This window comes from Epibacterium sp. MM17-32, assembly GCF_022348205.1.
In the GTDB taxonomy this organism is placed as follows: domain Bacteria; phylum Pseudomonadota; class Alphaproteobacteria; order Rhodobacterales; family Rhodobacteraceae; genus Epibacterium.
Genome location: NZ_JAKRFC010000012.1, coordinates 89,111 through 114,144, shown reverse-complemented (window position 1 = coordinate 114,144; position 25,034 = coordinate 89,111). Strand labels below are relative to the sequence as shown.

At 65.6% G+C, this 25,034-nt stretch carries 21 protein-coding genes and 1 tRNA gene; 11 read left to right on the top strand and 11 right to left on the bottom strand.

What is annotated here, in order from left to right:
• Nucleotides 1–21: 21 nt before the first annotated feature.
• Complete coding sequence (locus MHM88_RS17575; RefSeq protein WP_370645780.1) at nt 22–1,047, bottom strand: LacI family DNA-binding transcriptional regulator; 1,026 nt, start codon at nt 1,045–1,047, stop codon at nt 22–24.
• Nucleotides 1,048–1,171: 124 nt separating this feature from the next.
• Here MHM88_RS17575 and MHM88_RS17570 point away from each other — a divergent pair.
• The 6 genes from MHM88_RS17570 to MHM88_RS17545 all read left to right on the top strand — a co-directional run bounded on the left by MHM88_RS17570 (nt 1,172) and on the right by MHM88_RS17545 (nt 5,947).
• A tRNA-Arg gene (locus MHM88_RS17570) sits at nt 1,172–1,248 on the top strand.
• 321 nt (nt 1,249–1,569) lie between these two features.
• Nucleotides 1,570–2,058, top strand: coding sequence for a hypothetical protein (locus tag MHM88_RS17565; protein ID WP_239367898.1), 489 nt, complete (start codon nt 1,570–1,572; stop codon nt 2,056–2,058).
• Nucleotides 2,059–2,502: 444 nt separating this feature from the next.
• Nucleotides 2,503–3,465: a DMT family transporter gene (locus MHM88_RS17560; protein WP_239325092.1), complete on the top strand. Its 963-nt coding sequence runs from the start codon at nt 2,503–2,505 to the stop codon at nt 3,463–3,465.
• A 15-nt stretch (nt 3,466–3,480) separates the two neighbouring features.
• Nucleotides 3,481–4,101: an HAD family phosphatase gene (locus MHM88_RS17555; RefSeq protein ID WP_239325090.1), complete on the top strand. Its 621-nt coding sequence runs from the start codon at nt 3,481–3,483 to the stop codon at nt 4,099–4,101.
• Nucleotides 4,098–5,015, top strand: coding sequence for an ornithine cyclodeaminase family protein (locus MHM88_RS17550; RefSeq protein ID WP_239367896.1), 918 nt, complete (start codon nt 4,098–4,100; stop codon nt 5,013–5,015). The genes MHM88_RS17555 and MHM88_RS17550 overlap by 4 nt, the downstream gene beginning before the upstream one ends.
• Nucleotides 5,012–5,947: an alpha/beta fold hydrolase gene (locus MHM88_RS17545; RefSeq protein ID WP_239367894.1), complete on the top strand. Its 936-nt coding sequence runs from the start codon at nt 5,012–5,014 to the stop codon at nt 5,945–5,947. The genes MHM88_RS17550 and MHM88_RS17545 overlap by 4 nt, the downstream gene beginning before the upstream one ends.
• A gap of 38 nt (nt 5,948–5,985) precedes the next feature.
• Here the strand turns inward: MHM88_RS17545 and MHM88_RS17540 are convergent, their stop codons facing one another.
• Nucleotides 5,986–7,224 (bottom strand): MFS transporter, encoded by a 1,239-nt coding sequence (locus MHM88_RS17540; RefSeq protein ID WP_239367892.1) that lies wholly within the window; start codon nt 7,222–7,224, stop codon nt 5,986–5,988.
• Nucleotides 7,225–7,389: 165 nt separating this feature from the next.
• Between MHM88_RS17540 and zapE the strand changes: the two genes are divergently transcribed.
• Complete coding sequence (zapE, locus tag MHM88_RS17535; protein WP_239367890.1) at nt 7,390–8,460, top strand: cell division protein ZapE; 1,071 nt, start codon at nt 7,390–7,392, stop codon at nt 8,458–8,460.
• 78 nt (nt 8,461–8,538) lie between these two features.
• Here zapE and MHM88_RS17530 read toward each other — a convergent pair whose 3' ends face one another.
• The 4 genes from MHM88_RS17530 to MHM88_RS17515 all read right to left on the bottom strand — a co-directional run bounded on the left by MHM88_RS17530 (nt 8,539) and on the right by MHM88_RS17515 (nt 15,010).
• Nucleotides 8,539–9,810, bottom strand: coding sequence for a folylpolyglutamate synthase/dihydrofolate synthase family protein (locus MHM88_RS17530; RefSeq protein WP_239367888.1), 1,272 nt, complete (start codon nt 9,808–9,810; stop codon nt 8,539–8,541).
• 149 nt (nt 9,811–9,959) lie between these two features.
• The gene (accD, locus tag MHM88_RS17525) at nt 9,960–10,922 is read right to left on the bottom strand and encodes an acetyl-CoA carboxylase, carboxyltransferase subunit beta (protein WP_239367886.1); all 963 of its coding nucleotides are present in this window, start codon (nt 10,920–10,922) and stop codon (nt 9,960–9,962) included.
• 63 nt (nt 10,923–10,985) lie between these two features.
• The gene (locus tag MHM88_RS17520; RefSeq protein WP_239367884.1) at nt 10,986–11,867 is read right to left on the bottom strand and encodes a CPBP family intramembrane glutamic endopeptidase; all 882 of its coding nucleotides are present in this window, start codon (nt 11,865–11,867) and stop codon (nt 10,986–10,988) included.
• Between the two features lie 83 nt (nt 11,868–11,950).
• Nucleotides 11,951–15,010 carry an ABC transporter transmembrane domain-containing protein gene (locus MHM88_RS17515; RefSeq protein ID WP_239367882.1) on the bottom strand — a complete coding sequence of 1,020 codons (3,060 nt, stop codon included), beginning with the start codon at nt 15,008–15,010 and terminating at the stop codon, nt 11,951–11,953.
• A 387-nt stretch (nt 15,011–15,397) separates the two neighbouring features.
• Between MHM88_RS17515 and MHM88_RS17510 the strand changes: the two genes are divergently transcribed.
• From MHM88_RS17510 to MHM88_RS17500, 3 genes are all read left to right on the top strand, one after another.
• Nucleotides 15,398–16,222: a hypothetical protein gene (locus tag MHM88_RS17510; protein ID WP_239367880.1), complete on the top strand. Its 825-nt coding sequence runs from the start codon at nt 15,398–15,400 to the stop codon at nt 16,220–16,222.
• A gap of 121 nt (nt 16,223–16,343) precedes the next feature.
• Nucleotides 16,344–17,105, top strand: coding sequence for a DUF6478 family protein (locus MHM88_RS17505; RefSeq protein ID WP_239367878.1), 762 nt, complete (start codon nt 16,344–16,346; stop codon nt 17,103–17,105).
• An 82-nt stretch (nt 17,106–17,187) separates the two neighbouring features.
• Nucleotides 17,188–17,565, top strand: a complete 378-nt coding sequence (locus MHM88_RS17500) for a hypothetical protein (protein ID WP_239367876.1) — start codon at nt 17,188–17,190, stop codon at nt 17,563–17,565.
• A 157-nt stretch (nt 17,566–17,722) separates the two neighbouring features.
• Here MHM88_RS17500 and MHM88_RS17495 read toward each other — a convergent pair whose 3' ends face one another.
• The 4 genes from MHM88_RS17495 to gpmI form a co-directional block, all read right to left on the bottom strand.
• Nucleotides 17,723–18,784: a bifunctional transcriptional activator/DNA repair enzyme AdaA gene (locus MHM88_RS17495; RefSeq protein ID WP_239367874.1), complete on the bottom strand. Its 1,062-nt coding sequence runs from the start codon at nt 18,782–18,784 to the stop codon at nt 17,723–17,725.
• A gap of 765 nt (nt 18,785–19,549) precedes the next feature.
• Complete coding sequence (locus tag MHM88_RS17490; protein WP_239367872.1) at nt 19,550–20,887, bottom strand: S41 family peptidase; 1,338 nt, start codon at nt 20,885–20,887, stop codon at nt 19,550–19,552.
• Nucleotides 20,888–20,894: 7 nt separating this feature from the next.
• Nucleotides 20,895–22,046 carry a murein hydrolase activator EnvC gene (locus MHM88_RS17485; RefSeq protein ID WP_370687508.1) on the bottom strand — a complete coding sequence of 384 codons (1,152 nt, stop codon included), beginning with the start codon at nt 22,044–22,046 and terminating at the stop codon, nt 20,895–20,897.
• Complete coding sequence (gpmI, locus tag MHM88_RS17480) at nt 22,043–23,563, bottom strand: 2,3-bisphosphoglycerate-independent phosphoglycerate mutase (protein ID WP_239367870.1); 1,521 nt, start codon at nt 23,561–23,563, stop codon at nt 22,043–22,045. The genes MHM88_RS17485 and gpmI overlap by 4 nt, the downstream gene beginning before the upstream one ends.
• Before the next feature lie 328 nt (nt 23,564–23,891).
• Here gpmI and MHM88_RS17475 point away from each other — a divergent pair, with 328 nt between their 5' ends.
• Nucleotides 23,892–24,353: a DUF1203 domain-containing protein gene (locus tag MHM88_RS17475; protein ID WP_239367868.1), complete on the top strand. Its 462-nt coding sequence runs from the start codon at nt 23,892–23,894 to the stop codon at nt 24,351–24,353.
• A 5-nt stretch (nt 24,354–24,358) separates the two neighbouring features.
• Here the strand turns inward: MHM88_RS17475 and MHM88_RS17470 are convergent, their stop codons facing one another.
• On the bottom strand, nt 24,359–24,982 hold the full coding sequence (locus tag MHM88_RS17470) for a LysE family translocator (protein ID WP_239367866.1): 624 nt from the start codon (nt 24,980–24,982) through the stop codon (nt 24,359–24,361).
• Nucleotides 24,983–25,034 lie beyond the last annotated feature (52 nt).

The window sequence follows — 25,034 nt, the reverse complement described above, 5'->3', positions numbered from 1 at the left end:
AGGGCGCGGCCCCGCCCCGGATCAGCGGCGCTTGAGCGTATCCCCGTAGGAAATCGTCGGGGTCAGCGTGACGTGTTTTTCCACGTCGGCATCGGGCTGTTCCAGCTGCGCCGCAATGATCTGCGCCGCCTTCATACCGATCTCCTGCCGGCAGGCATCCATGGTCGCCAGCTGCCGCGGCAGCCCCGCCAGCAGCTCCACCCCGTTAAAGCCCGCAAGACCGATCTGCCCTGGCACATCAATGCCCTGGTCCAGCAGGTGCAACAGCCCGCCAGCGCCGATCATATCGTTGGAATAATAGAGGAAATCCAGCTCGGGCGAGCGTTCCAGCATGGCCTGCGTCATCTCACGCCCCTTCGCCAGGGCAGAGCCCCCGGAGTAGAATTCGCGATCCTCGATCTCGATCCCCTCCTTGGCGAGCGCCTCGGTAAAGCCCTCGAACCGTTTGCGCGCCCGGTGGTCGAGCGGCATTTTCGTGCCCATGAACCCGATATGGCTATAGCCGGCTTTGAGGATCGCCTTGGCCATTTCACGGCCCGCGCGGCGATGGGAAATGCCCACCATCGCATCCACCGGCTTGCCGTCGGTGTCCATGATCTCCACCACCGGAATGCCCGCCGCCGCCAGCATGGCGCGCGCCGGATCGGTGTGTTCAAGCCCGGCGATGATCACCCCGGAGGGCCGCCAGGACAGCATCTCATAAAGAACTTTTTCTTCTTTTTCAGGTTGATAGTCGGTAACGCCGACCACCGGTTGCAGCTCGGTATCCTCCAGCACCCGGTTGATGCCCGTCAGCACCTCGGGAAACACCATATTGGACAGCGACGGAATGATGACCGCCACCAGATTGACCCGTTTGGAGGCCAGCGCGCCGGCGATCTTGTTGGGCACGTAGCCCAGCTCCTTGGCCGCCTCCAGCACCTTTTGCCGGGTCTTTTCCGAGACATCACCCCGGTTTCGAAGAACACGGCTGACAGTCATTTCCGATACGCCGGTGGCATCTGAAACATCACGCAGCGTCAGCGGACGCTTGGAGTCGTTGGTCACGTGCTTGGCCTCTTTGCTTTGTTGCCTTGAGGTTAGCCAGTCCCGCCGGAGGACACAATGGCTCTTGGACGGCCCCACGTGGCGCTTGAGGTTGCAGGGTCGATTTGCTATCGCCCCTTTGGATGGCCCCGTGGCTCAACTGGATAGAGCAGCCCCCTCCTAAGGGGCAGGTTGCAGGTTCGAACCCTGCCGGGGTCGCCAACACCTTGCTGACGGCCAATGCCCCATCTGCTTGCACATTCTGGCGGTTTTCATGCGCACACCCTGTGAAGGGCTTTTTGCGCTGACGCAGTGTGGGGCTCGGATTTTCTCTGGCAATTGCGCAGAGTTGGAGTGAAGCGCGAAGCTGACTTTCACGCTCTGCGCGGCGAATGCATCAAATGAGACCAAAGTGCCGAATGCTGCGCGATGAACCAACGTCCGCTCCTCTGGCTGCGGGTGAAAACTGGCATTGGTCGCTGCTTGATCTCCTGTTGTCGTATCGTAGAGTGCGCGCATCACTACGAGAATTGAGGATTTACTTTGGACCGAAAATTAATCTGGCACGAGATTAGCCGAGTCCTTTTAAAAATGATGCCAATGGGCAGAACCGCCAACGACATTCTCGTCTTGGTAAGCAAAGTGAATTCTTCGCAAAGGGATCTCGATCAGCAGGTTGAAGAGGCGGTAGAAGCACTAACAACGTCTACTCAATTGATCTCAAATCTCGAGTCCTCGCTTGAGCAACGGGCCAAAAAACTCAACGAACTCAAGGAGGAATATCAGCGGGTCTCAAGCCTTGCAGAGTTGACCAAGGAGCAAGGAGACGCGGTTGCAAAGACCCTTGAGCAAACGTTAGGTAAAGGCCAAAGCCGCGAACGATGGATCGCTTTTGCGATAAATATCATTGCCGGTCTTATTATTTTCGTTCTGGGTGTATTTCTATCGGATTGGGTTCAGGAGTTACCCGGCAAGTTCGGCTTCGGAGAAGATACGGTTCAAGCGGATATCCCAGAGAACGATATCGAATGAAGCGTGACGGCACTGGAGACTAAAGTGTCAGAATTTACCTGGGACTCGTAATGCACCTTCGCTGCAGTGGAGAACCCGCCATAGCTTGGGTGTTTCTGTCTTCAGCGAAGAAGTCCATTCCTGACCTCGCCAAATCGTCAATGCAGACCTTAGCCAGCTCGTAGCGAATTCTCACTTGTCCGCTGAGCGACCATTCACGACGGACAAGATCAATGCCTCCACACATCCGATCAGTGCGTGCTTATGCGTCATTGGCAATGCCCGTTTGACCCAAGACCGCGCGGGCGCTGGTGTCCGTGCGGTCTTGCGACATCAGGATAAGCGGCCAAGACCGGCCGCGTTCGGCGCGTCTCTCTCGGTACATCCGACAAAATTGTACCTTTGTGTCATTATGATTGCCCCCGCGGCACGCATCGGCGACAACCGCCGGGGAGGCACGCGCGGATGAGCACATCTTTGGTCAATTCCAATGTCCTGGGCATTCTCGCCGCGATTGGTGCCGCGGTTGCCTTCTCCGTCATCGATGTCACCTTCAAGTTCCTCTCCGAAGGCTATCCGCTCTATCAGGTGGTGTTCATCCGCTCTGCGGTGGCGCTGGTGCTCCTGATGGCGATCATCGTGCCCATGGAAGGCGGCTACCGGATCCTGCGCACGCAAAACCTGCGCCTGCATCTGATGCGGGTGGCGGCTGTGGCCTTTGCCAACCTGTCGTTCTTTTCCGGCCTGGCGGTGCTGCCGCTGGCCGAGGCGGTCGCCATCGCCTTTGCCACGCCGCTGATCGTGACCCTGCTGTCGATCCTGTTCCTGAAGGAACGTGTCGGCCCCTGGCGCTGGGGCGCTGTGGTGGTGGGGTTCAGCGGCATCCTGGTGATCGTGAAACCCGGCGCCGATGCGTTTCAGCCCTATGCGCTGCTGCCGTTCTTCGGGTCCTGCGGCTATGCCACCCTGCATGTGCTGACCCGACGGGCCGGCGGTTCGGACAAGGCGGCGACGCTGTCGTTCTACCCCAACATGGGCTTTCTGGTGATCAGCGCGCTGGCCGGAGTGATCTTTGGCCATGGCAGCTGGGCCACCGGTCACCCGATCACCGATGTGGTGCTCAAACCCTGGGCCTGGCCGCAGGGGGTTGAGTGGGGCATCTTTGCCATCGCCGGGGTCTCCGGCGCCATTGGCGGCTATCTGGTCGGGCAGGCGTACCGGCTCTGCGAGGCCGGATTGGTCGCCCCGTTTGAATATATCGCCATGCCGCTGGCTGTGGTTTGGGGGGTACTGGTGTTTGCCGAATGGCCCGATGCGTCGGTCTGGCTCGGCTCGGCCTTGATTATCGGCGCCGGGCTTGTTTCTCTCTGGCGTGAGACCCGCACCCCCGGCCCGCCGCCACGCCCGCGGCCCCGTTCCTCCGGCTAGAAAGGCCAATAGATCATGCCCGTAACCGCCGTCGTCTTTGATATTGGCCGTGTCCTTCTTGAGTGGGAGCCGGAGCGCTTCTTTGACCGCCTGATCGGAGAACCCCGCCGCACCGCGCTGTTCAAGGAGGTCGACCTGCATGGCGCCAACCTCGATGTGGACCGTGGCCACCCGTTCCGCGACACCATCTACGGGCTGGCGGAGAAACACCCGGAGTGGGCCGAGGAGATCCGCCACTGGCACGACAGCTGGATCGAGATGGCCAGCCCCGAGATCCCCCATTCGGTGCGCCTGCTGCGGGCGCTCAAGGCCCGGGGCGTGCCGGTCTATGCGCTGACGAATTTCGGCGCCGAGACCTTTGTGATCGCCCAGACCCATTACCCGTTCCTGCGCGAATTCGATCAGGCCTTTGTGTCGGCGCATCTGCGCTGCATCAAACCGGATGCGGAGATCTACGCGCATCTGGAACAGGGCACCGGACGCCGCCCGGAGGAGCTGTTGTTCACCGATGACCGGCCCGAAAACATCACCGCCGCCGCGGTGCGCGGCTGGAAAACCCATCTGTTCGACCGCCCCGAGACCTGGGCCGCACGGCTGGTGGAAGAAGGACTTCTGACCGAAGAGGAGGCACAATGAGCCTGACGCAGATCAGCTTTGACGACGGCGAGGCGCTGCTGGACTGGCGGGCGCTGACGGAGGCGCTGGCCGAGGGGCACAGCTGCCCCAAGGCCGAGGTGGACGACACTTTCCTCTATCGGGGCAAGGATACGCTGCTGTCGCGCTCGGCCTGGATCGACGGGCTTGGGATCGCGGTCAAGACGGCGATGATCTTTCCCGACAACCCGACCCGCGACCTGCCGATGATCAACGGCGCGGTGACCCTGTTTGATGATGCCACCGGCCAGCCCGAGGCGCTGGTGGATTTCCACCTGGTGACCAAGTGGAAGACCGCCGGCGACAGCCTTCTGGGCGCGCGCCGTCTGGCCAACCCGGAGGCGCAAGAGATCCTGATCGTCGGCGCCGGCACCGTGGCCGGCAGCCTGATCGAGGCCTTTTCCGCCGTGTGGACGCAGGCGCGGATCCGGATCTGGAACCGCACCACCGCCAAGGCCGAGGCGCTGGCAGCGGACTATCCCGGCGTCACCGTCGCCACCGATCTGGAACAGGCCGTTGGCGCGGCCGACATCATCCTGACCTGCACCATGTCGACAGACCCGGTGATCCGCGGCGACTGGCTGCGCCCGGGCCAGCATCTCAACATGATCGGCGCCTATCGCCCGGACATGCGCGAGGCCGATGACGCCGCACTTGCGCGCGCGCAGATCTATTGCGACAGTTTCGACACCACCCTCGACCATATCGGCGAGTTCAAGATCCCGCTGGACTCGGGCGCGCTGCAGCGTGCCGACGTGCTGGCCGATTTCTATGGTCTTGCGGACTTTCCGACCTATGATCCTTCTGCAATCACGCTTTTCAAAAACGGCGGCGGCGCGCATCTGGACCTGATGACCAGCCGCCATATTCTGGACCTCTGGACCCGCTCTGCATGATCTGGCTGCTTGTTGTTGCCATTCTCATTGTCGGCTTCCTGTTCCTGCCCTCGGTGCAGGAAACCCTGCGCAAGCCGCTGACCGACTCGATGCGCCGCTTTGCCCCCGGCCGCTTTGCCGAGCTGAGCCAGGGGCAGACCCATTATCGCTGGATCGGTCCCGAACGCGGCCCGGTGGCGGTCTGCGTGCATGGGATCACCACCCCCTCCGAAGGGTTTGCCGGCCTGGCGGAGCAGCTGGGCAACATGGGCTACCGGGTGCTGCTCTATGATCTCTACGGGCGCGGCTTGTCGGATCATGCCACCGGCCCGCAGGATCGCGCCTTCTTTCACCAGCAGTTGCAGGATCTGCTGGCCCATGAAGGCGTGGTCGAGGATTTCATCCTGATCGGCTACTCCGCCGGGGGCTGCATCGCCACCTCCTTTGCCGCCGAGAACCTGCCGCGGGTGCGGCAGCTGATCCTGATCGCCTCGGTCGGCCTGCATGCGCCGCGCACGCCGGTGGCCAGCTTCATGGAGCGCCGCCCCGGGTTGCAGGACCTGATCCTGCGCTGGACCTATCCGATGGCGGCCCGGCGCTATATCAAGAGCCACCTGAGCGACCCGCGCAGCCCGTCAACGGTGATCCGGGCGCAGAGCGCACAGACCCGCCGCCGCGGGTTCTTTCCCGCCAATCTGGCGGCGATGCGCGGCATCCTGCGCTGCGACTTTGCCCCGGAACACCGGCTGTTTCACCGCCAGGGGCTGCCGGTTCTGGCGATCTGGGGGGGCGAGGACAAGATCATCCCCGGGCATGTGATCGGGCGGCTGGCCGAGATCAACCGCTCCGCCAAACAGGCCGTCGTGGAGGGGGCCGGCCACGGGGTGGTCTACACCCACCCGGCCGAGGTCGCCGAAATCATCGCCGAGAACCAGCGCGGCGGTTTGGCCTGAGGCGGCACACCGCCGACGCTGCGGCCTTCCCGTCCCGATCAGGCCGCCGCCTGCTGCAACGGGCGCTCGCGCACCGGCAGATGCACAATGGCGCTGAAGGCCCCGACGCCGACACCGATCCACCAGACCATCGTGTAGTCGCCGTAGATGTCGTACATCCGCCCGCCCAGCCAGACGCCGAGGAAGCCGCCGATCTGGTGGCTGAGGAACACGATACCGTAGAGCGTGCCCATGTAGCGCAGCCCGTAGATATGGGCGACCAGACCGGAGGTCAGCGGCACGGTCGCCAGCCACAGCGCGCCCATCGCCACCGAGAACAGGATCACTGACAGGGGCGTGATCGGCAGCAGGATAAAGGCCCCCGCCACAATCGTGCGCGCGGTATAGATCCCCGCCAACAGGTATTTCTTGGAATAGTGCTTGCCCGCCCAGCCTGCCAGCAGCGTGCCGCCCACATTAGCCAGACCGATCAGCGAGATCGACACCGCCCCCAGCGCCGAGGTGGTGGTGATCCCCAGCCCATGCAGCATGCCGCCCGGCATGATCGGGCCGCACATCTCGGTGACAAAGGCCGGAAAATGCGCGGTGACAAAGGCCAGCTGATAGCCGCAAGAGAAAAAGCCGAGGAAAATCAGCGTGTAAGACGGATCGCGAAAGGCTTTCTTGAGGATCGCACCCATGCTCTCTTCCAGTTCCGCCTTGCCGGCGGAGACCGGCGCGCGCATCAGCGGCAGCGACAGGATCAGCGCCAGCACCACGCCGGCAAAGACCAGGAACACCGACTGCCAGGACATCAGCCCCAGCATGTATTCCGCCGTCGGCGCGCCAAAGATCTGCCCCGCCGAACCCGCTGCGGTGACGATCGCCAGCGACATGGAGCGGTTCTCGTCCGAGCTGGCACGCCCCACCACCGCCAGCACCACGCCAAAGCCCGTGCCCGCAACGCCAAAGCCCACCAGCCATTCATAGGCCTGCATTTCAAACGGCGTGGTGGCGCCCGCGCTCAGCACCAGACCGGCGGCATAGACCACCGCGCCGATGATGATCGCCTTGCGGTCGCCGATCTTCTCGGCAACGGCGCCAAAGATCGGCTGGCCGATGCCCCAGGCCAGGTTCTGGATCGCGATGGCGAGCGAAAATTCGCTCCGGAGCCAGCCAAAATCCTCGGCGATCGGGATCTGGAACACCCCGAAGGAGGCGCGCACCGCAAAGCTCACCATGATGATCAGACAGCCCACCAGCAGGACGGGGGTGAACAAGGGGGCTGGACGGTCCATGGGCGCGCTCTCCGGCTGTGTCATTGCGCCGCAAGTGTTCCCATTCGCACGCGGGCGTCAATTCAGGAGTTTTGTGTGCATACATAAATAAAATTGAACCATCGGGTTCAGCCAGCGGACGGCTGCGGCTTTCCTTTGCAAAATCATCCGGCTATGGCTGGGGGCATGACTCATATGACCGACCTCTATCAGGCCCGTGTAGACAGTGGGCAGATCCAGCCCGACCCCGCACAAGAGGCGGTCCTGCCGGAGTTTGACCGCATCGCCGACGGCCTGCGCGCCGAGCCGGTCAAGCGCGGCCTGTTCCGCAAGGCGGTGCGCCCGGAGGTCAGGGGGCTTTATCTGTGGGGCGGTGTCGGGCGCGGCAAGTCGATGCTGATGGATCTCTTTGTCGAGAGCCTTGATGACATCCCCAGCCGCCGGGTGCATTTCCATGCCTTCATGCAGGAGATCCACGCCAGGATGCACCGCGCCCGCGAGGCCGGCACCGAGGACGCGCTGGCGCCGGTGGTGGCGGATGTGGTGGCCTCGGTGCGGCTCCTGGCGTTTGACGAGATGCAGATCACCGACATCACCGATGCGATGATTGTCGGCCGGCTGTTCGAGGCGCTGTTCGAGGCCGGCGTGGTGGTGGTGACCACCTCCAACCGGGTGCCGGATGATCTCTACAAGGACGGGCTGAACCGGCAGCTGTTCCTGCCCTTCATCGACCTCATCAAGGACAGGATGCAGGTGCATGAGATGGTCAGCCCGAAGGACTATCGACAGGACCGTCTGACTGGCTCTCGGGTCTATTTCACGCCGCTGAACGCCGACACCCGCGCCGAGATGGAAGAGATCTGGCGCGATCTCACTGGCGGTGCGGCGGAGCCATTGGTGCTGACCGTCAAGGGACGCGAGGTGACCCTACCCGCCTATCGCAACGGGGTGGCGCGGGCGACGTTTTATAACCTCTGCGGCACCATGCTGGGGCCGGGCGACTACCTCGCGGTGGCCGATGCGGTCAAGGTTCTGGTGCTGGAGAACATCCCCAGCCTTGGGCGCAACAACTTCAACGAGGCCAAACGCTTTGTGACATTGATCGACGCGCTTTACGAGGCCCGCGTGCGATTGATCTGCTCGGCGGCGGCAGAGCCGGAGTTCCTCTATATGGAGGGCGATGGCGCCTTTGAATTCGAACGCACCGCCTCGCGCCTGCGGGAGATGCAGGACAAGGACTGGGGGCGCGCGGCCTGACACCGGGGAGGGGGCGCTGCCCCCGGCCCTTTGGGCCTCCCCCGAGATATTTATGAAAAGATGAAGGCGCGGTGCGCTTTAGCCGTTTTCGCGCAGGATATTGCCCGCGAGGTAGAGCGAGCCGCAGATCAGCACCCGGCAATCGGGATCGCGGGCCAGGATCGCACTCAGCGCCGCCGCAACACTCTCGGCCTCCTGCGCTGCAAGCCCGACGGAGGCCGCCGCCGCCGCGGTGTCTGCCGCGCTGAGCGTTGCCGCTTCGCCGGGGATCGACACTGCGGTCAGACTGTCGGCCCGGGCTGCAAGGGGGCGCATATAGCCGGTCACATCCTTGGTGTTGAGCATGCCGCAGATCAGATGCGTCGGGCGTTTGGGCAGCTGGGCCAGCACATCGGCGAGCGCAATGCCTGCGGCGGCGTTGTGACCGCCATCGAGCCACAGTTCGGCCGCGCCTGCGGCCGCGACCAGCGGGCCGGTTTTGAGGCGCTGCATGCGGGCGGGCCATTCGGCGCCGGTCATCGCCGCCTCGCAGGCGGTCTCATCCGCGCCGAGGTGACGCAGCACTGCCAGTGCGGCGCCTGCGTTCTGCACCTGATGCGCGCCCATCAGGTTGGGCAGCGGCAGGTCCAGCAGGCCGCGTTCGTCCTGATAGACCAGACGGCCGCGTTCCTCGTGGACGTGCCAGTGCTGACCATAGGCGATCAGGGGCGCGCCAAGGCGCATCGCGGTGTCCTCGATGACCTCCATCGCCTCGTCGGGTTGCGGACCGACCACCACGGGCATGCCGCGCTTGATGATGCCCGCCTTCTCGCCTGCGATCTTGGCCAGCGTGTTGCCGAGGAATTGTTCATGGTCGATGGAAATCGGCGTAATCACCGAAACCTCGGGGGTGATAACATTGGTGGCGTCCAGACGCCCGCCGAGACCGACCTCCAGCAGGGTGTAATCCGCAGAGGTGCGCGAAAACGCCAAGAGCCCCGCCACGGTGGTGATCTCGAAATAGGTGATCGTCTCGTCGCCATTGGCGCTGTAGCACTCGTCGAGCACCTGCGTCAGGTGATCCTCGGAGATCAGATCCCCCGCCAGACGGATGCGTTCGTGAAAGCGGGCCAGATGCGGCGAAGTATAGGCGTGCACCGATTTGCCCATGCCCTCAAGCCCGGCGCGGATCATCGCCTGGGTGGAGCCTTTGCCATTGGTGCCCGCGATATGGATCACCGGCGGCAGTTTGTCCTGCGGGTTGTCCAGCGCCGCCAAGAGACGCCAGACCCGGTCCAGCGTCAGGTCGATGATCTTGGGATGCAGCGCCATCATGCGGGCGAGAATGGCGTCGGAGGTCTGTTCGGTCATCGGACGTGATCCAGTCTGATCACGGAGCCAGGCGGTGCCATATGCGATGAGGGCAGCGCCCGTCCCGTCGGGGTGGAAGCGAAGCGCCCGCCTCGATTGGGGCGGGCGCTGCCCGACCTTCGGTCAGGCAAAACTCATAATGAAGGGGCTCAGGCGTTTTTGTCTTCGCCCGATGCGTCCTCCTCGGGCGCTTTTTCGTCTTTTTCGCCCCCTTCGGCCTGCGGCTCAGGCTCCGGGGCGGGCAGATCGCCGTGCACCTGCGGCGGCATGTCCATCAGCATGCGGATGATGGTGATCAGCTCCTCGCGCATCTCGGTGCGCGGGGTCACCCGGTCCAGCATGCCATGGTCCAGCAGGTATTCGGCGCGCTGGAAGCCCTCGGGCAGTTTTTCGCGGATGGTCTGCTCGATCACCCGCGGCCCGGCAAAACAAATGAGCGCGTTGGGTTCGGAGATATGCACATCGCCCAACATCGCATAGGACGCGGTCACACCGCCGGTGGTCGGATGGGTGAGCACCACGATATAGGGCAGGCCCGCCTCTTTGAGCATCTCGATCGCAACGGTGGTGCGCGGCATCTGCATCAGCGACAGGATGCCCTCCTGCATGCGTGCGCCACCTGCGGCGGAGAACAGCACCAGCGGGCGGCCCAGTTTCACGGCTTCTTCGGCGGCGGCGATGATGGCGTTGCCGACATACATGCCCATGGAGCCGCCCATGAAGGAGAAATCCTGCGCGGTGGCGACGATCGGCGTGCGCCCGATTTCACCGGTGGCGACCAGCATCGCCTCTTTTTCGCCGGTGTTTTTCTGCGCCGCGCGCATCCGGTCGGGATAGCGTTTCTGGTCGCGGAACTTGAGCGGATCGGCAACCGGTTCCGGGACCTTCACCTCGGCAAAGATGCCACCGTCGAACAGCGCCTCGAACCGCGCCCGCGGGGTGATATGCATGTGGTGGCCGCAGTTGGTGCAGACGTTCTGATTGTCGGTCAACTCGCGGTGAAACAGCATGGTGCCGCATTCGTCGCATTTCTTCCACAGGTTCTCGGGGACTTCCCGGCGCGAGAAGATCGAGTTGATCCTGGGGCGGACGTAGTTGGTGATCCAGTTCATCTATTGGCCTCTGCCTGATTGGCGGTTGGAACCCCAGATAAGGCGAGTTTGCGTCAATTGCAATCAGGCCCTGATCGCAACCCGCGCCGCAAGCCACGTGACAAGGAGCACCATCAGGTCCACCAGCAGCCAGGGGCGCAGCGCCGCCACGTCATCCATTGCAAAGGGGTGCAGATAGAGCGCCAGCCCGTTGAGGCTGGAGGGCGAGGCCACCACCAGCAGGGACCAGACGTTGTTGATGAAATGCACCGCGATCGCCGGGCCGAGACTGCCGGCCCGCGCGGTCAGATCCGCCATCAGCATGCCATAGAGGGTGGCGCTCGCCACGATGAGCCAGGCATTGTCCCCGGCCTCCTGCGGCATGTAGTGGCCCATGCCAAACAGGAGCGAGGGCAGGAGCAGCCAGACCAGCGGGCTCCGGAACCGGGCGGCGAGCCCCTGCTGAAGATAGCCGCGAAACAGGATTTCCTCGGCGCTGACCTGGATCAGCACCAGCACCAGCGACAGCGGCAACAACAGCAGCCAGCGTCCAAACGTCAGCTGCGCCACCACCGGTTCGCCCATGTCGTAGGGTGGCAGCACCACCACGACGCAGACCAGCACCAGCAGGATACGCACCACCTGCCACCACTGCCGGAGCACCCGATCCCGCGGCCCCACCAGAGAGCCAAGACTGCGCCCGTGCAGCATCTGCAACACCAGCCCCACGGCAATGATGGCATAGAGGAAATTGCCCAGCAGCACCGCCATCCCGGCGGCATCATTGCCACCAAACAGATCCGCGTCGCCGGTCAGCGCCAGCACCGCCGGCAGCACCAGCAGGTCCGACAGCAGCCCCAGCGCAAACCAGGTCACGATCACCAGCACAACGCCGACCGCCAGACGCCAGAGCTCCGGCATCTTGCGGGCGTCCTGCAGCAGGATCTCGTGGGGGTGATAGCGCATTGCGGGCGGTCCTTCGGCGTTTTGCCCCTTGTAAGCGAGCCGGGCGCGCCTGACCAGCATCCCGCGCCCGAGTGGGATCAGCCCTAGCGCTGCGCGCTGTCGTCGGGTTGCGGCCCCGTCCGCGCCGCCTGCAAGGCGACGGCGGCGCTCGACAGATGTCCGGAGACCGTTTTCAGCAATTGCACCGCCACCGAGACATCGCTCTCGATCACGGTGCAATATTCCTCGGCCCCGATGCGCAGGAACACGCAGTCCTCGACCGCCAGCAGGTCGAGCTGGCGCGGCTCGCCGGTGATCACCGCCAGATCCCCGATCAGCCGCCCGGGGCCGATCTCGTCGAGCTGGCTGCCGTCTTCGGGGAATTGCAGCGCCGCACGGCCGGACAGGCACAGGTAGACCGCATCGCCCTCGGCGCCGGCGCGGAACACCGCAGTGCCCGTCGGCACCTGCACCCAGGCGGCGGAAAAGGCCAGCAGGCGCTGATTGCGGGGATCCAGTCGCGCAAACAGATCGACATCGCCGATCACCGCTAGCTTGCGATCAAAATCGCCGCCCTGTTCTGCCGTCTCGGGCCAGGGCGCAGCCACGCCCTCCTGCCCGTCCAGCCGCCCGTCCGTCAGCTCCAGATACATGTCATAGCGCGAGGGGTTCTCGAAATGGTCTTCGAGGTGGATCATCGTGGTCTTGGGCAGGAGCGCCTGCAACCGGGTGCGGGTCTTCAGCCGGTTGTCGGCGTCATGGCTGGCCAGCACGTGATCGAGGATCAGGATATCGGGCCGCTTGATCGCCGCCCGGGTAAAGGCGGCGCGTTCGCGGAACACCGGCTCCAGCAAGGCGCCGCCCAGCCCGGTCGGCAGGTCGTAGATCATCAGCGCCAGCCGCGCCTTCAGATCGTGGTCGGCCATCACCTCGGCCACCACATCCTCCACCGCCTGCGCGCGGGCACCCGCGTGGATCGACACCCGGCCAAACAGCGCGTTTTCCAGCACCGTCAGCTTGCGGGCGTATTCTTCGGAGCGCAGGCGGCGATAGACCCCGGCGCAGTCCGACAGCAGCAGATCGCCGCGCCGCGCCCGGATTTCGAGGATGCGATCCTTGTAGGCGCGCGGCAGACCGGCGCCGATCTGCTCTTCGGTCAGCAGGAAGGGCAGCGTGCACAACAGCGCATTGTCTTCGCGCCCCAGCGTGCCGCCGCCGGTGTGGTGATCGGCCGCGCGGGTGATGCGGGCATAGAGATCCTCGTCCAGCCCCAGCCGCCGGAACAGCGGGTGCGAGGTGTCGCCCTTGCCAAAGGTCCGTTGCAGCGTGTCGATCAGCGCCAGGCTGATGTCGCGGGTCTCCGCCTCCAGCCCCTCGGCCCGCAGTACCCGCTGAAACGGGCCGTCGGGATCGGTGAACAGCTCTGTCGGCACCGGCTGCACCGGAAAGGCGAACATCATGTTCTCGGCCAGCGGCAGCGTGGGATTGTAGCGCTCCGGCAGGAAGCGATAGACCACATCCCCCAGCCCCTGCGCCGCCAGCCGGGCGGCGATGCGGGGCCGCAGGGCGGTGATCTGCGCCTCCAGCGCGCGGTGATGATCCATCAGCCGGGCATGCAGGGTGCGGTGAAACAGCTGGCCGTCGATGCCCATCGCCTCCACCAGCTGGAACCACCAGTCGCGCAGCCCGTCCTCAGAGCCGAGCCCGGCCAGATCCGGGTTCACCCAATCCGCATGCAGCGGATCGGCGCTGTTGCCCGCCCGCACCGCCTCGGCGCGGCTCAGCAGTTGCAGCTCCGGCGCGGTGGCGCGGGGCCGGTTGCGCAGCGGCATCAGCACATTGTCCCCCAGCGAGCCGTCAAACAGATAGGGCCCGCTGAAGGCATAGCCGATGCGGCTGGCGATCACCCCCTGGTGCAGCTCCGCCAGGGGGCGCCCGGCCACGATGACCTCGCCCCGCGCCGGCAGCACCTCGCGGGTCAGAAGCTGCGCCAGCGCCTGACGCTCCGCCGCCGAGGTGCTCTGGATCGCCACCTGCGCGCCCGCCGGGATGGTCAGCGAGAGCCCGTCCAGGATCGGCTTGCCCTCGCCATCGCGGACGGTGACATCGCGCAGCTCGATCGCGCCGCGCAGATGCGGCAGGCTCCGGGGTTCGCCCTCGAACAGCGCCGCGTCGAGCATCCCGGGCGGGGCGAATTTCTCGCGCATGACCTGCCAGCGCAGCGACATGTCCTGCACCTGGTTGTAATAGGTCAGCAGCTCTTTCCACGGGGCCGACAGATCCTTGTAGGCCGCCAGCGCCGCCACCAGCGCGCCCACGGTGATCTCGCCCCGGATCGCCAGCAGGCCGCCCACCGAATAAAAGAAGAACGGCGTCAGATGGCCGATCAGGTTGTTGAGGAACTTCATGAAGAACTTTTTCATGAAGATGCGGCGGCGGATCTCGAACAGGCGGCCCAGCCGGTTGGAGACCTGCGCCAGCCGGTAGCGCCAGCCGCCGTTGCTGCGCAGGTCGGACAGCCCGGCGGCGGTCTCGCCGATCTCGGCAGAGAGCGCGCGCAGCTCGACGATCCGGTCCTTGTTGAGGAGGTTGATCTGGCGTTGCAGCATCGGGATCAGCCAGGCCTGCAACGGGATCAGCGCCACCGAGGCCAGCCCGAACCAGACGCTCTGCACAAACAGGAACGCCACGATGGTCAGCATCTGCCCGGCCTGAAACACCGGCTGCGCCACCGCATCCCCCATCAGCCCGCCCATCGGCTCTGATTCGGAGGTGATGAGCGACACCATCTCCCCCTGCGAGGTGGTGCGGAAGTGGCCCGAGGGGAACCGCATCATCCGCGCGATCATCTGATAGCGCAGGCGCCGCAGCAGCCGCTCCGACAGGATACCCTTGAGCGTGTTGAGCCGCATCTTCATCAGGCCGCTGGCCAGCACCGCCGCCAGGAAGGTGAAGCACAGCACCAGCAGATAGGACTCGGAACTCAGCCGCCACCCCCAGAGCATGATCCAGTCGCTCGGCGCGCCGATGGCATCGTTGACGATCCGCTTGGGCAGCTCCAACGTCGCATAGAGAAACGGAAAACTCAGCAGCGTCAGGACCAGCAGACCGAGTTGCTGGCGCTTGGAATAGCGCCAGATAAAGGCAAACAGGCTTGGCTCCACAGCCTATGTCCTTTCTGTCGGTCCGGGCCGCCCTGGTGACCGGAGCCCCCGGGCGGCAAGAGCGGCGCGGCGGTTCGCGCGTATGGGGGCGTCTGGTGCACAGGGCGCCGTCAAGGCGCGTGAGGTAAGCGTGATACCGCCACAATTCAAGCCTCGCCCGGTCACGCCTCCTTTATCCTTGTTCCGCCACGGTGCTGGGTTTAGAACTTTTGGGCAGTATTCAGCCGTGTATATATCCTTTGATCAGGGGTCTGATCCATCGATTTGTCGGGCTGAAGCAGGCTTGCACGCAGGCCATCACACACAGGTGGAACCACAGGCGAAAGCCTGCGCGACACCACGGGCGACACCATAGGCGGCACAGGCGCAGATCACGAAGGGCAGACCGTGAGGCAGACAATCGCACAGACCCTGGCGGCCGCCGGCCGCATCCGGCGCGGGATCGCCCGCAGCAGATGGGGCGGTCTCGGCGCGCTTTGCCTTGTGCTGGTCGCACCGTTGCTGCTGGCGGGCTGCATGCAGGGCAACCGGCTCGCCTTTGCGCCGCCGGGAGAGGACATCTCCCGCCCCGGCAGCGGCCGTGGTCGCGCGCTCACCGCGGTGTTCGGCGACGGGCAGCTGATCCTCGCCGCGCCCAGCGGGTTCTGTTTCGACGCGCAGATGGAGAAGCACACCGCCACCGGCGGCTTTGCGTTGCTGGCCGATTGCGCGCGCATGAGCACCTTTGGCCGCTTTCGCGGCGCCGAGGGCGCAATGCTGACCGCCACCGTCGGCGCCGTGGCCGCCAACACCCCCGCCCCCTCGGCCGAAGCCCTGCGCGCCGCCTTCACCACCAGCCGCCGCACCGCCCGGGTGCTGGAAACCCGCAGCGACCGCGATCTGCCGCTGGTGAAACTGCATATGGACGGCCATTCCGCAGAGGGCGCCAGCGGCACCCATTGGCGCGGTGCCTTTGTGGTGCACGGGCATCTGGTGTCGGTTGCGCTCTATGCGCCGGATGGCAGCACCTACCTCGGAGAGAAGGGCGCCCGGCTGATCCGCGAATTCGTGCGCGCCTCGCGCAATGCCACCCGCCTGGCGGAGACCACCACCCCGGCGGCCCCCGGCGAGTCGGCGCCGGAGCAGACCGCACGGCCCCTGTCGCGTCCGGGGGACACCGCGCCCGTCGCGACCGCCTCCGCAGCTGCGGCTCCGCAGCGCTCGGACGGCTGAACAGCCGTCACGGCGCGCCTCAGAAACACCTTTGTCTCCGGTGGCTAGTCCGTTAATATGGCGGACAAATCCGGGCGAACATCCCGGGCAGACACGCGAGAACGCGAGCCGTGGGGGCAGGATGGGCAGACTTCTGGAGCAGCTGTTGAATGCAGGCGCGCTGCGGCGCTGGCGCAGTGCGGTGCGACAGGCCCCGGGCGCGCCATTGCCGCTCCTGCGCCAGCAGCGCAACGCCGCCCGGCAGCTGCGCGCCCAGCTCGACCAGCTGATCCACATCGCCGACGGGCGCCTGGCGCTGCCGCGTGTCGGCTCCAGCGCCTTTGCCCGCCCGCATGGAACCGACTGGTCCTGGCGCCCCGAGCTCTGGCGCGGCCCCTTGCCGGTGGTGGGGGTGTCCTCGGTGCCCAGCAAGACCCGCCTCGGCCACGAGATCCAGATGTTTCACGACTGTGCCATCTCGGAACTGACCCTGCGCCAGCTGCGCAACACGCGGGAGGAGGACCTGGCGCCCTTTGGCCTGCGGATGGATGTGTTCCAGTTCGATGGGTCGTTTCTGTCGCTTGTCATCGACCTGCCGGCAGAGGCGACGCGCGGGCTGACGCGGCAGCATCTGGTGCGCATGGATTGTATCGTCGAAAGCGAAAAGCCGATCGAGATCTTCGCCCGCCTCAACATCAAGCACGGCCCCAATACCGAACAACTGGTCCGCGAACTGCCGCCGGGCGAGAAAAACATGACGGTGGAATACGATCTGGCCTATTCGCGGCTGAACGAAAAGCGGATCGAGAAAGCCTGGCTCGACCTGATCTTCGAAGCCCCCGACCTGAACCAAGTGGTGCTGCGGGATGTGACCTTCGCCCGTTTCCGCCGCGCCAACCTCTGAGGTCTGCCCCGGCCCCGTCTGCCACCTGCCCCAGCCCCGTTTGCCACCCGCCCCTGCCCTGTCCCAATCCCAGGAGATCCCCATGAGCGCCCTCAACCTACGCAAGATCCGTTTCCGCTCCGGCGTCTGGGAGGGCCAGATCGAGAACGCGCCGCACGGCGGGCCCCGGCCGCAGATCGCCGTGCGCTATCTCGACCGCGAGGTTGCCGATGTGGCGCTGACCGAGGCGGAGACGCCGGGATGCTGGACCCTGTCCATTCCGATCCCGACCGAAGCCGTGGGCGATGGTGTGCAGAGCTTTGTCATCTATGAGGCCGGCTCGGATGAGAAACTGGGCGATTTCACCCTGATCGCGGGCGAGCCGCTGGTGGATGACCTGCGGGCCGAGGTGGAGCTGCTGCGCGCGGAGCTGGACATGCTGAAACGCGCCTTCCGCCGCCATTGTCTGGAAACCACCTGACGGACCTGAGGTCATTCAACGCGCAAGGCCAGTCCAGAGGTATTGCGAGCCCTGACGGGCCCGCCGAGGGGCGCGCGCCGGGCCAAAGGCCCGGCGCGCGCGGGTCCGACCGCACAGGTCGGAAGCCCCTTCTGACACCAGGGAAACGGGGAGCGGCCTAGGCGGCGGATGTGCTCAGGCTGCGTTCGATCTCGATCAGGCGCTGCTTGCGCCACAGGCCGCCACCATAGCCGGTCAATGCGCCGTCGGCCCCCAGCACCCGGTGACAGGGGATCATCACCGCGATCTGGTTGGCCCCATTGGCACGGGCCACCGCGCGGCTGGACCCGGGGCGCCCCAGTGCCTTGGCCAACTGGCCGTAACTGCGGGTCTCTCCGGCGGGGATCTCGCGCAGGGCGCGCCAGACCTCCGCTTCGAAGCCGGTGCCGTGATAGGCCAGCGGCGTCTCAAACCGCGCCGCCTGACCCGCGAAATAGGCCGCAAGCTCCTCCGCCGCCTGGTCGATCACCGCCGGGCGGCCAAAGCCGATCCCGCCGGGGTGGCGCTTTTGCAGCTTTGCCACCTCGCGCGGCAGCGCCTTGCGATCGGCAAATTCCAGCAGGTGCAACCGATGCTGGCAGGCCACCGCCACCATCGCCCCCAGCGGCGTGTCGATCCAGTCGGCCAGCAGCTGCGCGTCCTTGCGAAACGCGCCCGGCGCCACCCCGACCAACCGTGCAAAGGCGGCGCGAAAGGCGCTTGGGCTCTCGAAACCGGCATCAAGCTGCGCCGCAATCACCGGCTCGCCCGCGCTCAGGGTGGTGAAACCGTCCCGCAACCGGCGCTGGCGGGCCATTTCCAGAAAGGTCATGCCGAACTGCCGCTTGAAGGCGCGCCGCGTGGTGGAGGGATCCAGCCCCATGGCGATCACGTCGCCCTCGCCCCAGCGATGGCCCGGGCGCGCCTCCAACGCCGCCAGCAATCGCCGCACGTTCGGATCATTGCCCGCCGCCGCATCGACCGGGTGGCAGCGTTTGCAGGCGCGAAACCCCGCCTCGATACAGGCGCCGGGCGTGGCGAAGAACTGGCAGTTCTCGAACTTCGGTTTGCGCGCCGGACAGGTCAGGCGACAGAAAATCCCGGTCGAGGTGACCCCCACATAGGCGCGCCCGTCATAGGCCGCATCGCGGGAGAGCAACGCTTGGTACAGCGTCTGTGAATCAGGCAAATCGAACATCATGGCACGAAGCTTAGCCCAGATCGCCCGGCGATGACGCCGAAAATCGGGCGTCTATTCCCCCGCCGCTGCGCGGACGAAAATGCGGTCGACACGCGGTTTCTCCCCGTAAAATCCACCAGCGCGCACCCCACACCTGTTTTGCATTGTGCAAAGGAAGCCCCATCAGGACCCAGAAAAGGACCCCCATGGCCACCAAGGACCTCGGCATGCTGGCGGCGAAATAGGCCCACCGGGGTCCGATGCGGGATGCGCCCCGCGCCGGGCCACCTTCGCACACAACGACAATGGGCCCGCGACCAGAGCGCCCGCCCCGTTGCCGGGCCCCCGCACGCGGTGGTGACCGGATCCTCAGATCCCTGTGGCAGACTGGCCGGGATCGATCACCCCTACCCGGCGCGGGCAAACTGTGTGGCTGCCCGCGCTCAGACCGGAGACCGGCCCCGATAAAAAGGGGGTCGTTCTGGCAAGCCAGCGCGAGCAGACCCCGCGGGGTCTGTCCCTCCTCCACCCGGCGGCGCCGCCCCCCTTTCGGGGCCCCAGCCACGGATCACTGGATCACCGGATCAGAGCAGCAGCCTCGGCAATGGCGATGATCCCCCGCACCCTCCGCGCCACTGCGCGGACAGACCCGCCCGGCCCCTGGCCCCGGCGGCCCTCCGTGCTTGTCCACGCTGACAGGCAAGCCGATATGCAAGCCGACATGCAAAAAGGGCCGCCCAAAGGCAGCCCTTGCGTGTTGATGTTCCCGGCGCAGCGCGCGCGGTATCAGTCCTTTGGACCCAGCGCCGACAGGCCCTTGAGGATGTCGATGGCATAGGCCAGCTGATAATCCTCTTCGCGCAGCTCGGCGGCCTTCTCGGCCTTTTCGCGGTCGGCCTCGATCTGGCGCACCTCGTCCTCGGACAGGCTGTCGTTGTTCAGACGCCCACGCAGGTCGGCTTCGGACCGGGGGCCAAAGGCAGAGCTTGCGGGCTCGTCCTCTTCGGCCTCGGGGCGGCGGCGGGGCTGCTGCACCACAATGTCGGGGCTCACACCCAGCGCCTGAATGGAGCGACCCGACGGCGTGTAATACCGCGCGGTGGTCAGGCGCATGGCGCCATCGCCGCGCAGCGGCATCACCGTCTGAACCGAGCCCTTGCCGAAGGATTTGGTGCCCACCACGATGGCGCGGCGGTGATCCTGCAAGGCGCCGGCGACAATCTCCGAGGCCGAGGCAGAGCCGCCGTTGATCAGCACCACGATCGGCTTGCCGTCGATCAGGTCGCCCGGGGTGGCGTTGAACCGTTCGCCGTCCTCGGGCTGACGCCCGCGGGTGGAGACGATCTCGCCGCTTTCGAGGAAACTGTCGGCGACGCTGATCGCCTGGGTCAGCAACCCGCCCGGGTTGTTGCGCAGGTCCAGCACGATGCCGTTGACGTTGTCCATGCCGCCCAGCGCCTCGACCTGTTCCTCGAGGTATTCCTCCAGATTGGGCGTGGTCTGTTCGTTGAAGGTGGTGACCCGCAGCACGACGCTGTCGCCCTCGGTGCGGCTGCGCACGGCGGTGAGCTTGATGGTGTCGCGGATGATGGAGACGTCAAACGGCTCCTCCTCGCCCTCGCGCACCACGGTGATGATGATCTCGGACCCAACCGGGCCGCGCATCAGCTCCACCGCTTCGTCGAGGCCGAGGCCCAGCAGGCTCTCGCCATCCACATGGGTGATGAAATCGCCCGCCTCGACACCGGCCTCATAGGCGGGGGTGCCATCCATCGGCGAGACCACCTTGACGAAGCCGTCCTCCTGCGTGACCTCGATGCCGAGGCCGCCGAATTCGCCCCGGGTCTGCACCCGCATCTTGGAGGCGTCATCGGGCGACAGGTAGCTGGAGTGCGGGTCGAGCGATTGCAGCATGCCGCCGATCGCGGCCTCGATCAGCTCGGTCTCGTCCACCTCTTCGACATATTGTGCGCGGATGCGTTCGAAGATGTCTCCGAACAGGTCGAGCTGCTCGTAGACGGTTGCCTCACTGCTTTCCTGTGCCAGCAGCGGTGCCGCCACATAGGTCGTCGCCACAAAGCCCGCGAGCGTCCCGCCCAGAGCCGCCATCGCAAATTTCTTCATCTCTTGCCTATCCACCTTGCCCGGTCCTGAACCACGTTTCCGGGTCCACGGGACTGTTTTCCATTCTGACTTCTATATAGAGCGTTTCCGAGCGGCCAGTTCCACCCCCTTCACCGCTAAGTGACAAAATCGCGCTGCTCGCGGCCGCCTCACCGCCCATCAGACCCACCGGCGTGCCCTCGGGAATGACCTGTCCGGCGCTGCCAAAGACCTCGGCAAGGCCGGAGAGGATGAACAATGTGTCCGGCTGCGGTTCCAGAATCACCACATTGCCCAGGTCCAGCAAGGGCCCGAGATAGCGGATGGTGGCCGCCGTGGGGCTGGTGACCAGCGCCCGCGGACGGGTCGCCACCAGCACCCCGGCCCGGGCCACCCCGGCGGCATCCCGCTCGCCGTAGCCACGCAGCAGCAGCCCCTCGACCGGCAGCGCCAGATCGCCGCGGCGATCGGAGACGTCGCCGCGGGTGGTCTCGATCCCGTTGGCCTCGGCAATCAGCGCCAGACCGTCCGCAAACCCGGTGAGCGTCTCGGTCGAGGAGATCAGGATCGCGGTCTGCACCGGGTCCTCGGTATAGCGCTGCGGCAGATCCTGGCGGTCGGCGATCGCCGTCGACAGCGCCGCACGGGCCGCCTGCACCCCCTGCAAGCCCTCCTCCAGTTTCTGCGCCGCGCTCTGTTGCAAGAGCCGCAGGTCGCGCACCTCCTGCACGTCGTTGCGCAGCGCATCGGCGCGCGCCTGCACCCCCGGGGTGACCTCCGCCAACATCATCGCCGACCGGGCCGCGCCCAGCGGGCCGGAGGGATGCAGCATCAGCACCGGCGGCGTCGAAGTCTCGATGGTGGTGATCACCCCGAGCAGCTCCGCCACCTCGCCCTCGCGCGCCTTCAGCTGGGTCGTCAGCTGGGTTTCCCGCCGCGCCACCCGGCGCAGCCCGTCCCGCATCGCCTGCAGCCCGGCCTCATAGGCGCGCACCGTCTCGGTGAGCGCCTTGACCCGGTCGCGCGCGCCCTCGGCCTGATCCAGACGCACTGCCGCCGCCTCAAGCGCCGACGCGGCCGATGCCGCCGCCTCGCCCGGGTCGGACGGCGCCGCCCGCACCACGCCCGCCGTAAACGCGGCGAGGCCGAGTCCCAGAACCATTGCCCATGCCCGGCTCATGCCAGCAGGCTCTCCCCGGTCATCTCCGCGGGTTGCTCCAGCCCCATCAAGGCCAGCAGCGTCGGCGCCAGATCGGCCAGACGCCCGTCCTTCAGCGCCGCCCCCTCCGGCCCGCCGACCAGCGCCACCGGCACCAGATTGGTGGTATGCGCCGTATGCGCCCCGCCTGTGTCCGGGTCGACCATCACCTCGCAATTGCCGTGGTCGGCAGTAACGATCATCGCGCCGCCCGCCTCTTTCAGGGCCGCGACAACCGCGCCAAGCCCCTGATCCACCGCCTCACAGGCCTTGATGGCCGCATCAAGGTCCCCTGTGTGACCAACCATGTCGGGGTTGGCGTAGTTGGTGACAATGAGGTCATAGCCCGCCTTGATCGCCTCAACAAATTTCTCGGTGACCTCGGGCGCGGACATCTCGGGCTGCAAATCATAGGTCGCCACCTTGGGCGATTTGGGCATGAAGCGGTCCTCGCCCTCCTCGGGTGTTTCCTTGCCGCCGTTCAGGAAGAAGGTCACATGGGGATATTTCTCGGTCTCCGCCAGACGGAACTGACGCTTGCCCTGTTTGGCCACCCATTCGCCCAGCGTGTTGACGATGGCCTTTTTGGGATAGGCGGTGGTCATATAGGCGTTGTGGCCCTGGGAATATTCCACCATGCCCAGCAGCCCCGCGAGCGCGGGCCGGGGGCCGGTGTCGAACTCCGCAAACTCCGGCTCGCCAATGGCGCGCAGGATTTCCCGCGCCCGGTCCGCCCGGAAGTTGAGGCAGAAGAACCCGTCGCCGTCCTGAATGCCATCAAAGCCGTCGACTACCGTGGCCTTGACGAATTCATCCAGCTCGTCACGCCCATAGGCGGCCTCAACCGCCTCTTTGGCGGTGGCGGCGGTGAACGGACCTTCCCCCTTCACCATCGCAGCATAGGCCTGAGAAACCCGTTCCCAGCGGTTGTCGCGGTCCATGGCGAAATAGCGCCCGGTGACGGTGGCGATCTGCGCCCCCTCCGCCATACCGGCCTCAAGCTGATCCAGATAGCCCAGCGCCGATTTCGGCGCCACGTCGCGCCCGTCGGTGACCGCATGCAGCCAAACCGGCACGCCCGCATCGCGGATCGCCTTAATCGCGGCCAAGATATGGGTCACATGGCCATGCACGCCGCCATCGGACACAAGCCCCATCAGATGCGCCGCGCCGCCCGTCTCCTTCAGCTTGGCGATAAAGGCCTGAAGCGCGGCATTGTCGTAAAAGGACCCGTCCTCGATCGCCAGATCGATCTGGCCGAGATCCATCGCCACCACCCGGCCCGCGCCAATATTGGTATGGCCGACCTCGGAATTGCCCATCTGACCGCTGGGCAGCCCCACATCGGGACCATGGGTGATCAGCCGCGCGGTGGGGCTGCTTGCCATGATCGCATCCAGCGTCGGCGTCTTTGCAAGATAGGGCGCATTGGCCGGTCCCGGCTCGGCACTGCCCCAGCCATCAAGGATGCAAAGAACAACGGGTTTGGGTGCGGGCATGTTTCGTCTCCGGTCAGCGACAGTGGTTTGACCCGGGTTCTACAGCCTGTGACGCGGTTGGGAAACCGGGGAGTGCGATCTCGGCAGTTTTGTGACAGCGGGCCTTGCAGGTTTCACGCATCGCCAGCGGCGCGCGATGCGCAGCGCGCCGCCAGGCGCGCTGCCGGGCCCAACGGGGGCGGCGGCATTTACAATGCAGACGCCCCCGGCGGGAGCCTCCCCCGGCATGGGGCGCCTGCCACCGCGGCGAAGGCGCAAGATCCGGGTCGCGGCGGCAACGCAGGGGTTGCTAGCCAGGGCGGACAGATCAACAACAGGACGATCCCCCATGCCCCAGATCATCGCCATGCCCACCGAAACCGTGCGCGCCTATCAGGCCGGCCAGCCCGACGCCCATGGCCAGACACCGGAACGCGCCACCTCTGACGGCGGTGGCAACCCCTGTCGCCACTGCCTGACCTATATCCCCGAGGGGGCCGAGATGCTGATCCTCGCGCATCGCCCCTTTCCCACAGCACAGCCCTATGCGGAAACCGGGCCGATCTTCCTCTGCGCCGATGCTTGCCCCCGGCACGAGGGCCCGGAGATGCCAGAGGTCTTCACCCGCTCCCCCGACTATCTGATCAAGGGATATGGCGCAGACGACCGCATCGTTTACGGCACCGGGATCGTGATCGGCAAGGACCGGATGATGGCGCAGGCCGAAGAGATCCTCGCCGACCCGCGCGTGCGCTACATCCACGTCCGATCCGCACGCAACAACTGCTATCAGGCCAGGATCGAACGCTGACGCCCTTAGCGCGCGGCAACGAGGCTAAGGCCACTGGCGACGAACACCCCGCCCGTGGCCTTATGCAGCCGGGACATCGCCCGGCGAGACAGTTTCAACTCGCGCACCCAAGCGCCAAGCCCGCAGTAAAACGCCGCCACACCAAATGACCCCAGTCCGACCACTGTGACCATTGTGGCAAGCTGTCCAAGTCCTGTGCCTTCAGGTGACAGGAACTGCGGAAATAACGCGGTGAAGAATATGATGGCCTTGGGATTGCTCGCCGCCACGGTGAAGCCGCTGACAAACAGGCGGGCAGAGCTGATGGTGGCTGGCCCCATCGCCTCTGCCATATCGACCCGCCGCGCAGCGTTGCGCCACATCTGGATACCGGCCCAGATCAGATAGGCAGCGCCCAGGTATTTCACCACCAAAAACAGGCTCGCGGACCCGGCAAGCACCACCCCCAGCCCGGCAGAGGCTGCAATCGCCTGCAAGATCGACGCGGCTGCATTGCCCAGCGCGGTCCAGATCGACCGCAGCCAACCGCTCCCTGCGCCATGGGCAAATGCGATCAGCGTGCTTGGACCGGGAATGAGAGAGACCCCGACAACCGCAGCTGCAAACAGGACGATCTGATGCAAATCCATTCCTAAAATCCCTCTCAGCCAAATACCGAACGCCCACCACAGCCGTGCCGCG

Bases quoted from the DNA above. Each gene is read 5' to 3' on its own strand.
- MHM88_RS17550 (WP_239367896.1), top strand. From the start codon at position 4,098: ATGAGCCTGACGCAGATCAGCTTTGACGACGGCGAGGCGCTGCTGGAC.
- MHM88_RS17545 (WP_239367894.1), top strand. From the start codon at position 5,012: ATGATCTGGCTGCTTGTTGTTGCCATTCTCATTGTCGGCTTCCTGTTC.
- MHM88_RS17495 (WP_239367874.1), bottom strand. From the start codon at position 18,784: ATGATGTTCGATTTGCCTGATTCACAGACGCTGTACCAAGCGTTGCTC.
- MHM88_RS17560 (WP_239325092.1), top strand. From the start codon at position 2,503: ATGAGCACATCTTTGGTCAATTCCAATGTCCTGGGCATTCTCGCCGCG.
- MHM88_RS17520 (WP_239367884.1), bottom strand. From the start codon at position 11,867: ATGCGCTATCACCCCCACGAGATCCTGCTGCAGGACGCCCGCAAGATG.
- MHM88_RS17500 (WP_239367876.1), top strand. From the start codon at position 17,188: ATGAGCGCCCTCAACCTACGCAAGATCCGTTTCCGCTCCGGCGTCTGG.
- MHM88_RS17470 (WP_239367866.1), bottom strand. From the start codon at position 24,982: ATGGATTTGCATCAGATCGTCCTGTTTGCAGCTGCGGTTGTCGGGGTC.
- MHM88_RS17485 (WP_370687508.1), bottom strand. From the start codon at position 22,046: ATGAGCCGGGCATGGGCAATGGTTCTGGGACTCGGCCTCGCCGCGTTT.
- gpmI (WP_239367870.1), bottom strand. From the start codon at position 23,563: ATGCCCGCACCCAAACCCGTTGTTCTTTGCATCCTTGATGGCTGGGGC.
- MHM88_RS17555 (WP_239325090.1), top strand. From the start codon at position 3,481: ATGCCCGTAACCGCCGTCGTCTTTGATATTGGCCGTGTCCTTCTTGAG.
- zapE (WP_239367890.1), top strand. From the start codon at position 7,390: ATGACTCATATGACCGACCTCTATCAGGCCCGTGTAGACAGTGGGCAG.
- MHM88_RS17540 (WP_239367892.1), bottom strand. From the start codon at position 7,224: ATGGACCGTCCAGCCCCCTTGTTCACCCCCGTCCTGCTGGTGGGCTGT.
- MHM88_RS17505 (WP_239367878.1), top strand. From the start codon at position 16,344: ATGGGCAGACTTCTGGAGCAGCTGTTGAATGCAGGCGCGCTGCGGCGC.
- MHM88_RS17490 (WP_239367872.1), bottom strand. From the start codon at position 20,887: ATGAAGAAATTTGCGATGGCGGCTCTGGGCGGGACGCTCGCGGGCTTT.
- accD (WP_239367886.1), bottom strand. From the start codon at position 10,922: ATGAACTGGATCACCAACTACGTCCGCCCCAGGATCAACTCGATCTTC.
- MHM88_RS17530 (WP_239367888.1), bottom strand. From the start codon at position 9,810: ATGACCGAACAGACCTCCGACGCCATTCTCGCCCGCATGATGGCGCTG.
- MHM88_RS17475 (WP_239367868.1), top strand. From the start codon at position 23,892: ATGCCCCAGATCATCGCCATGCCCACCGAAACCGTGCGCGCCTATCAG.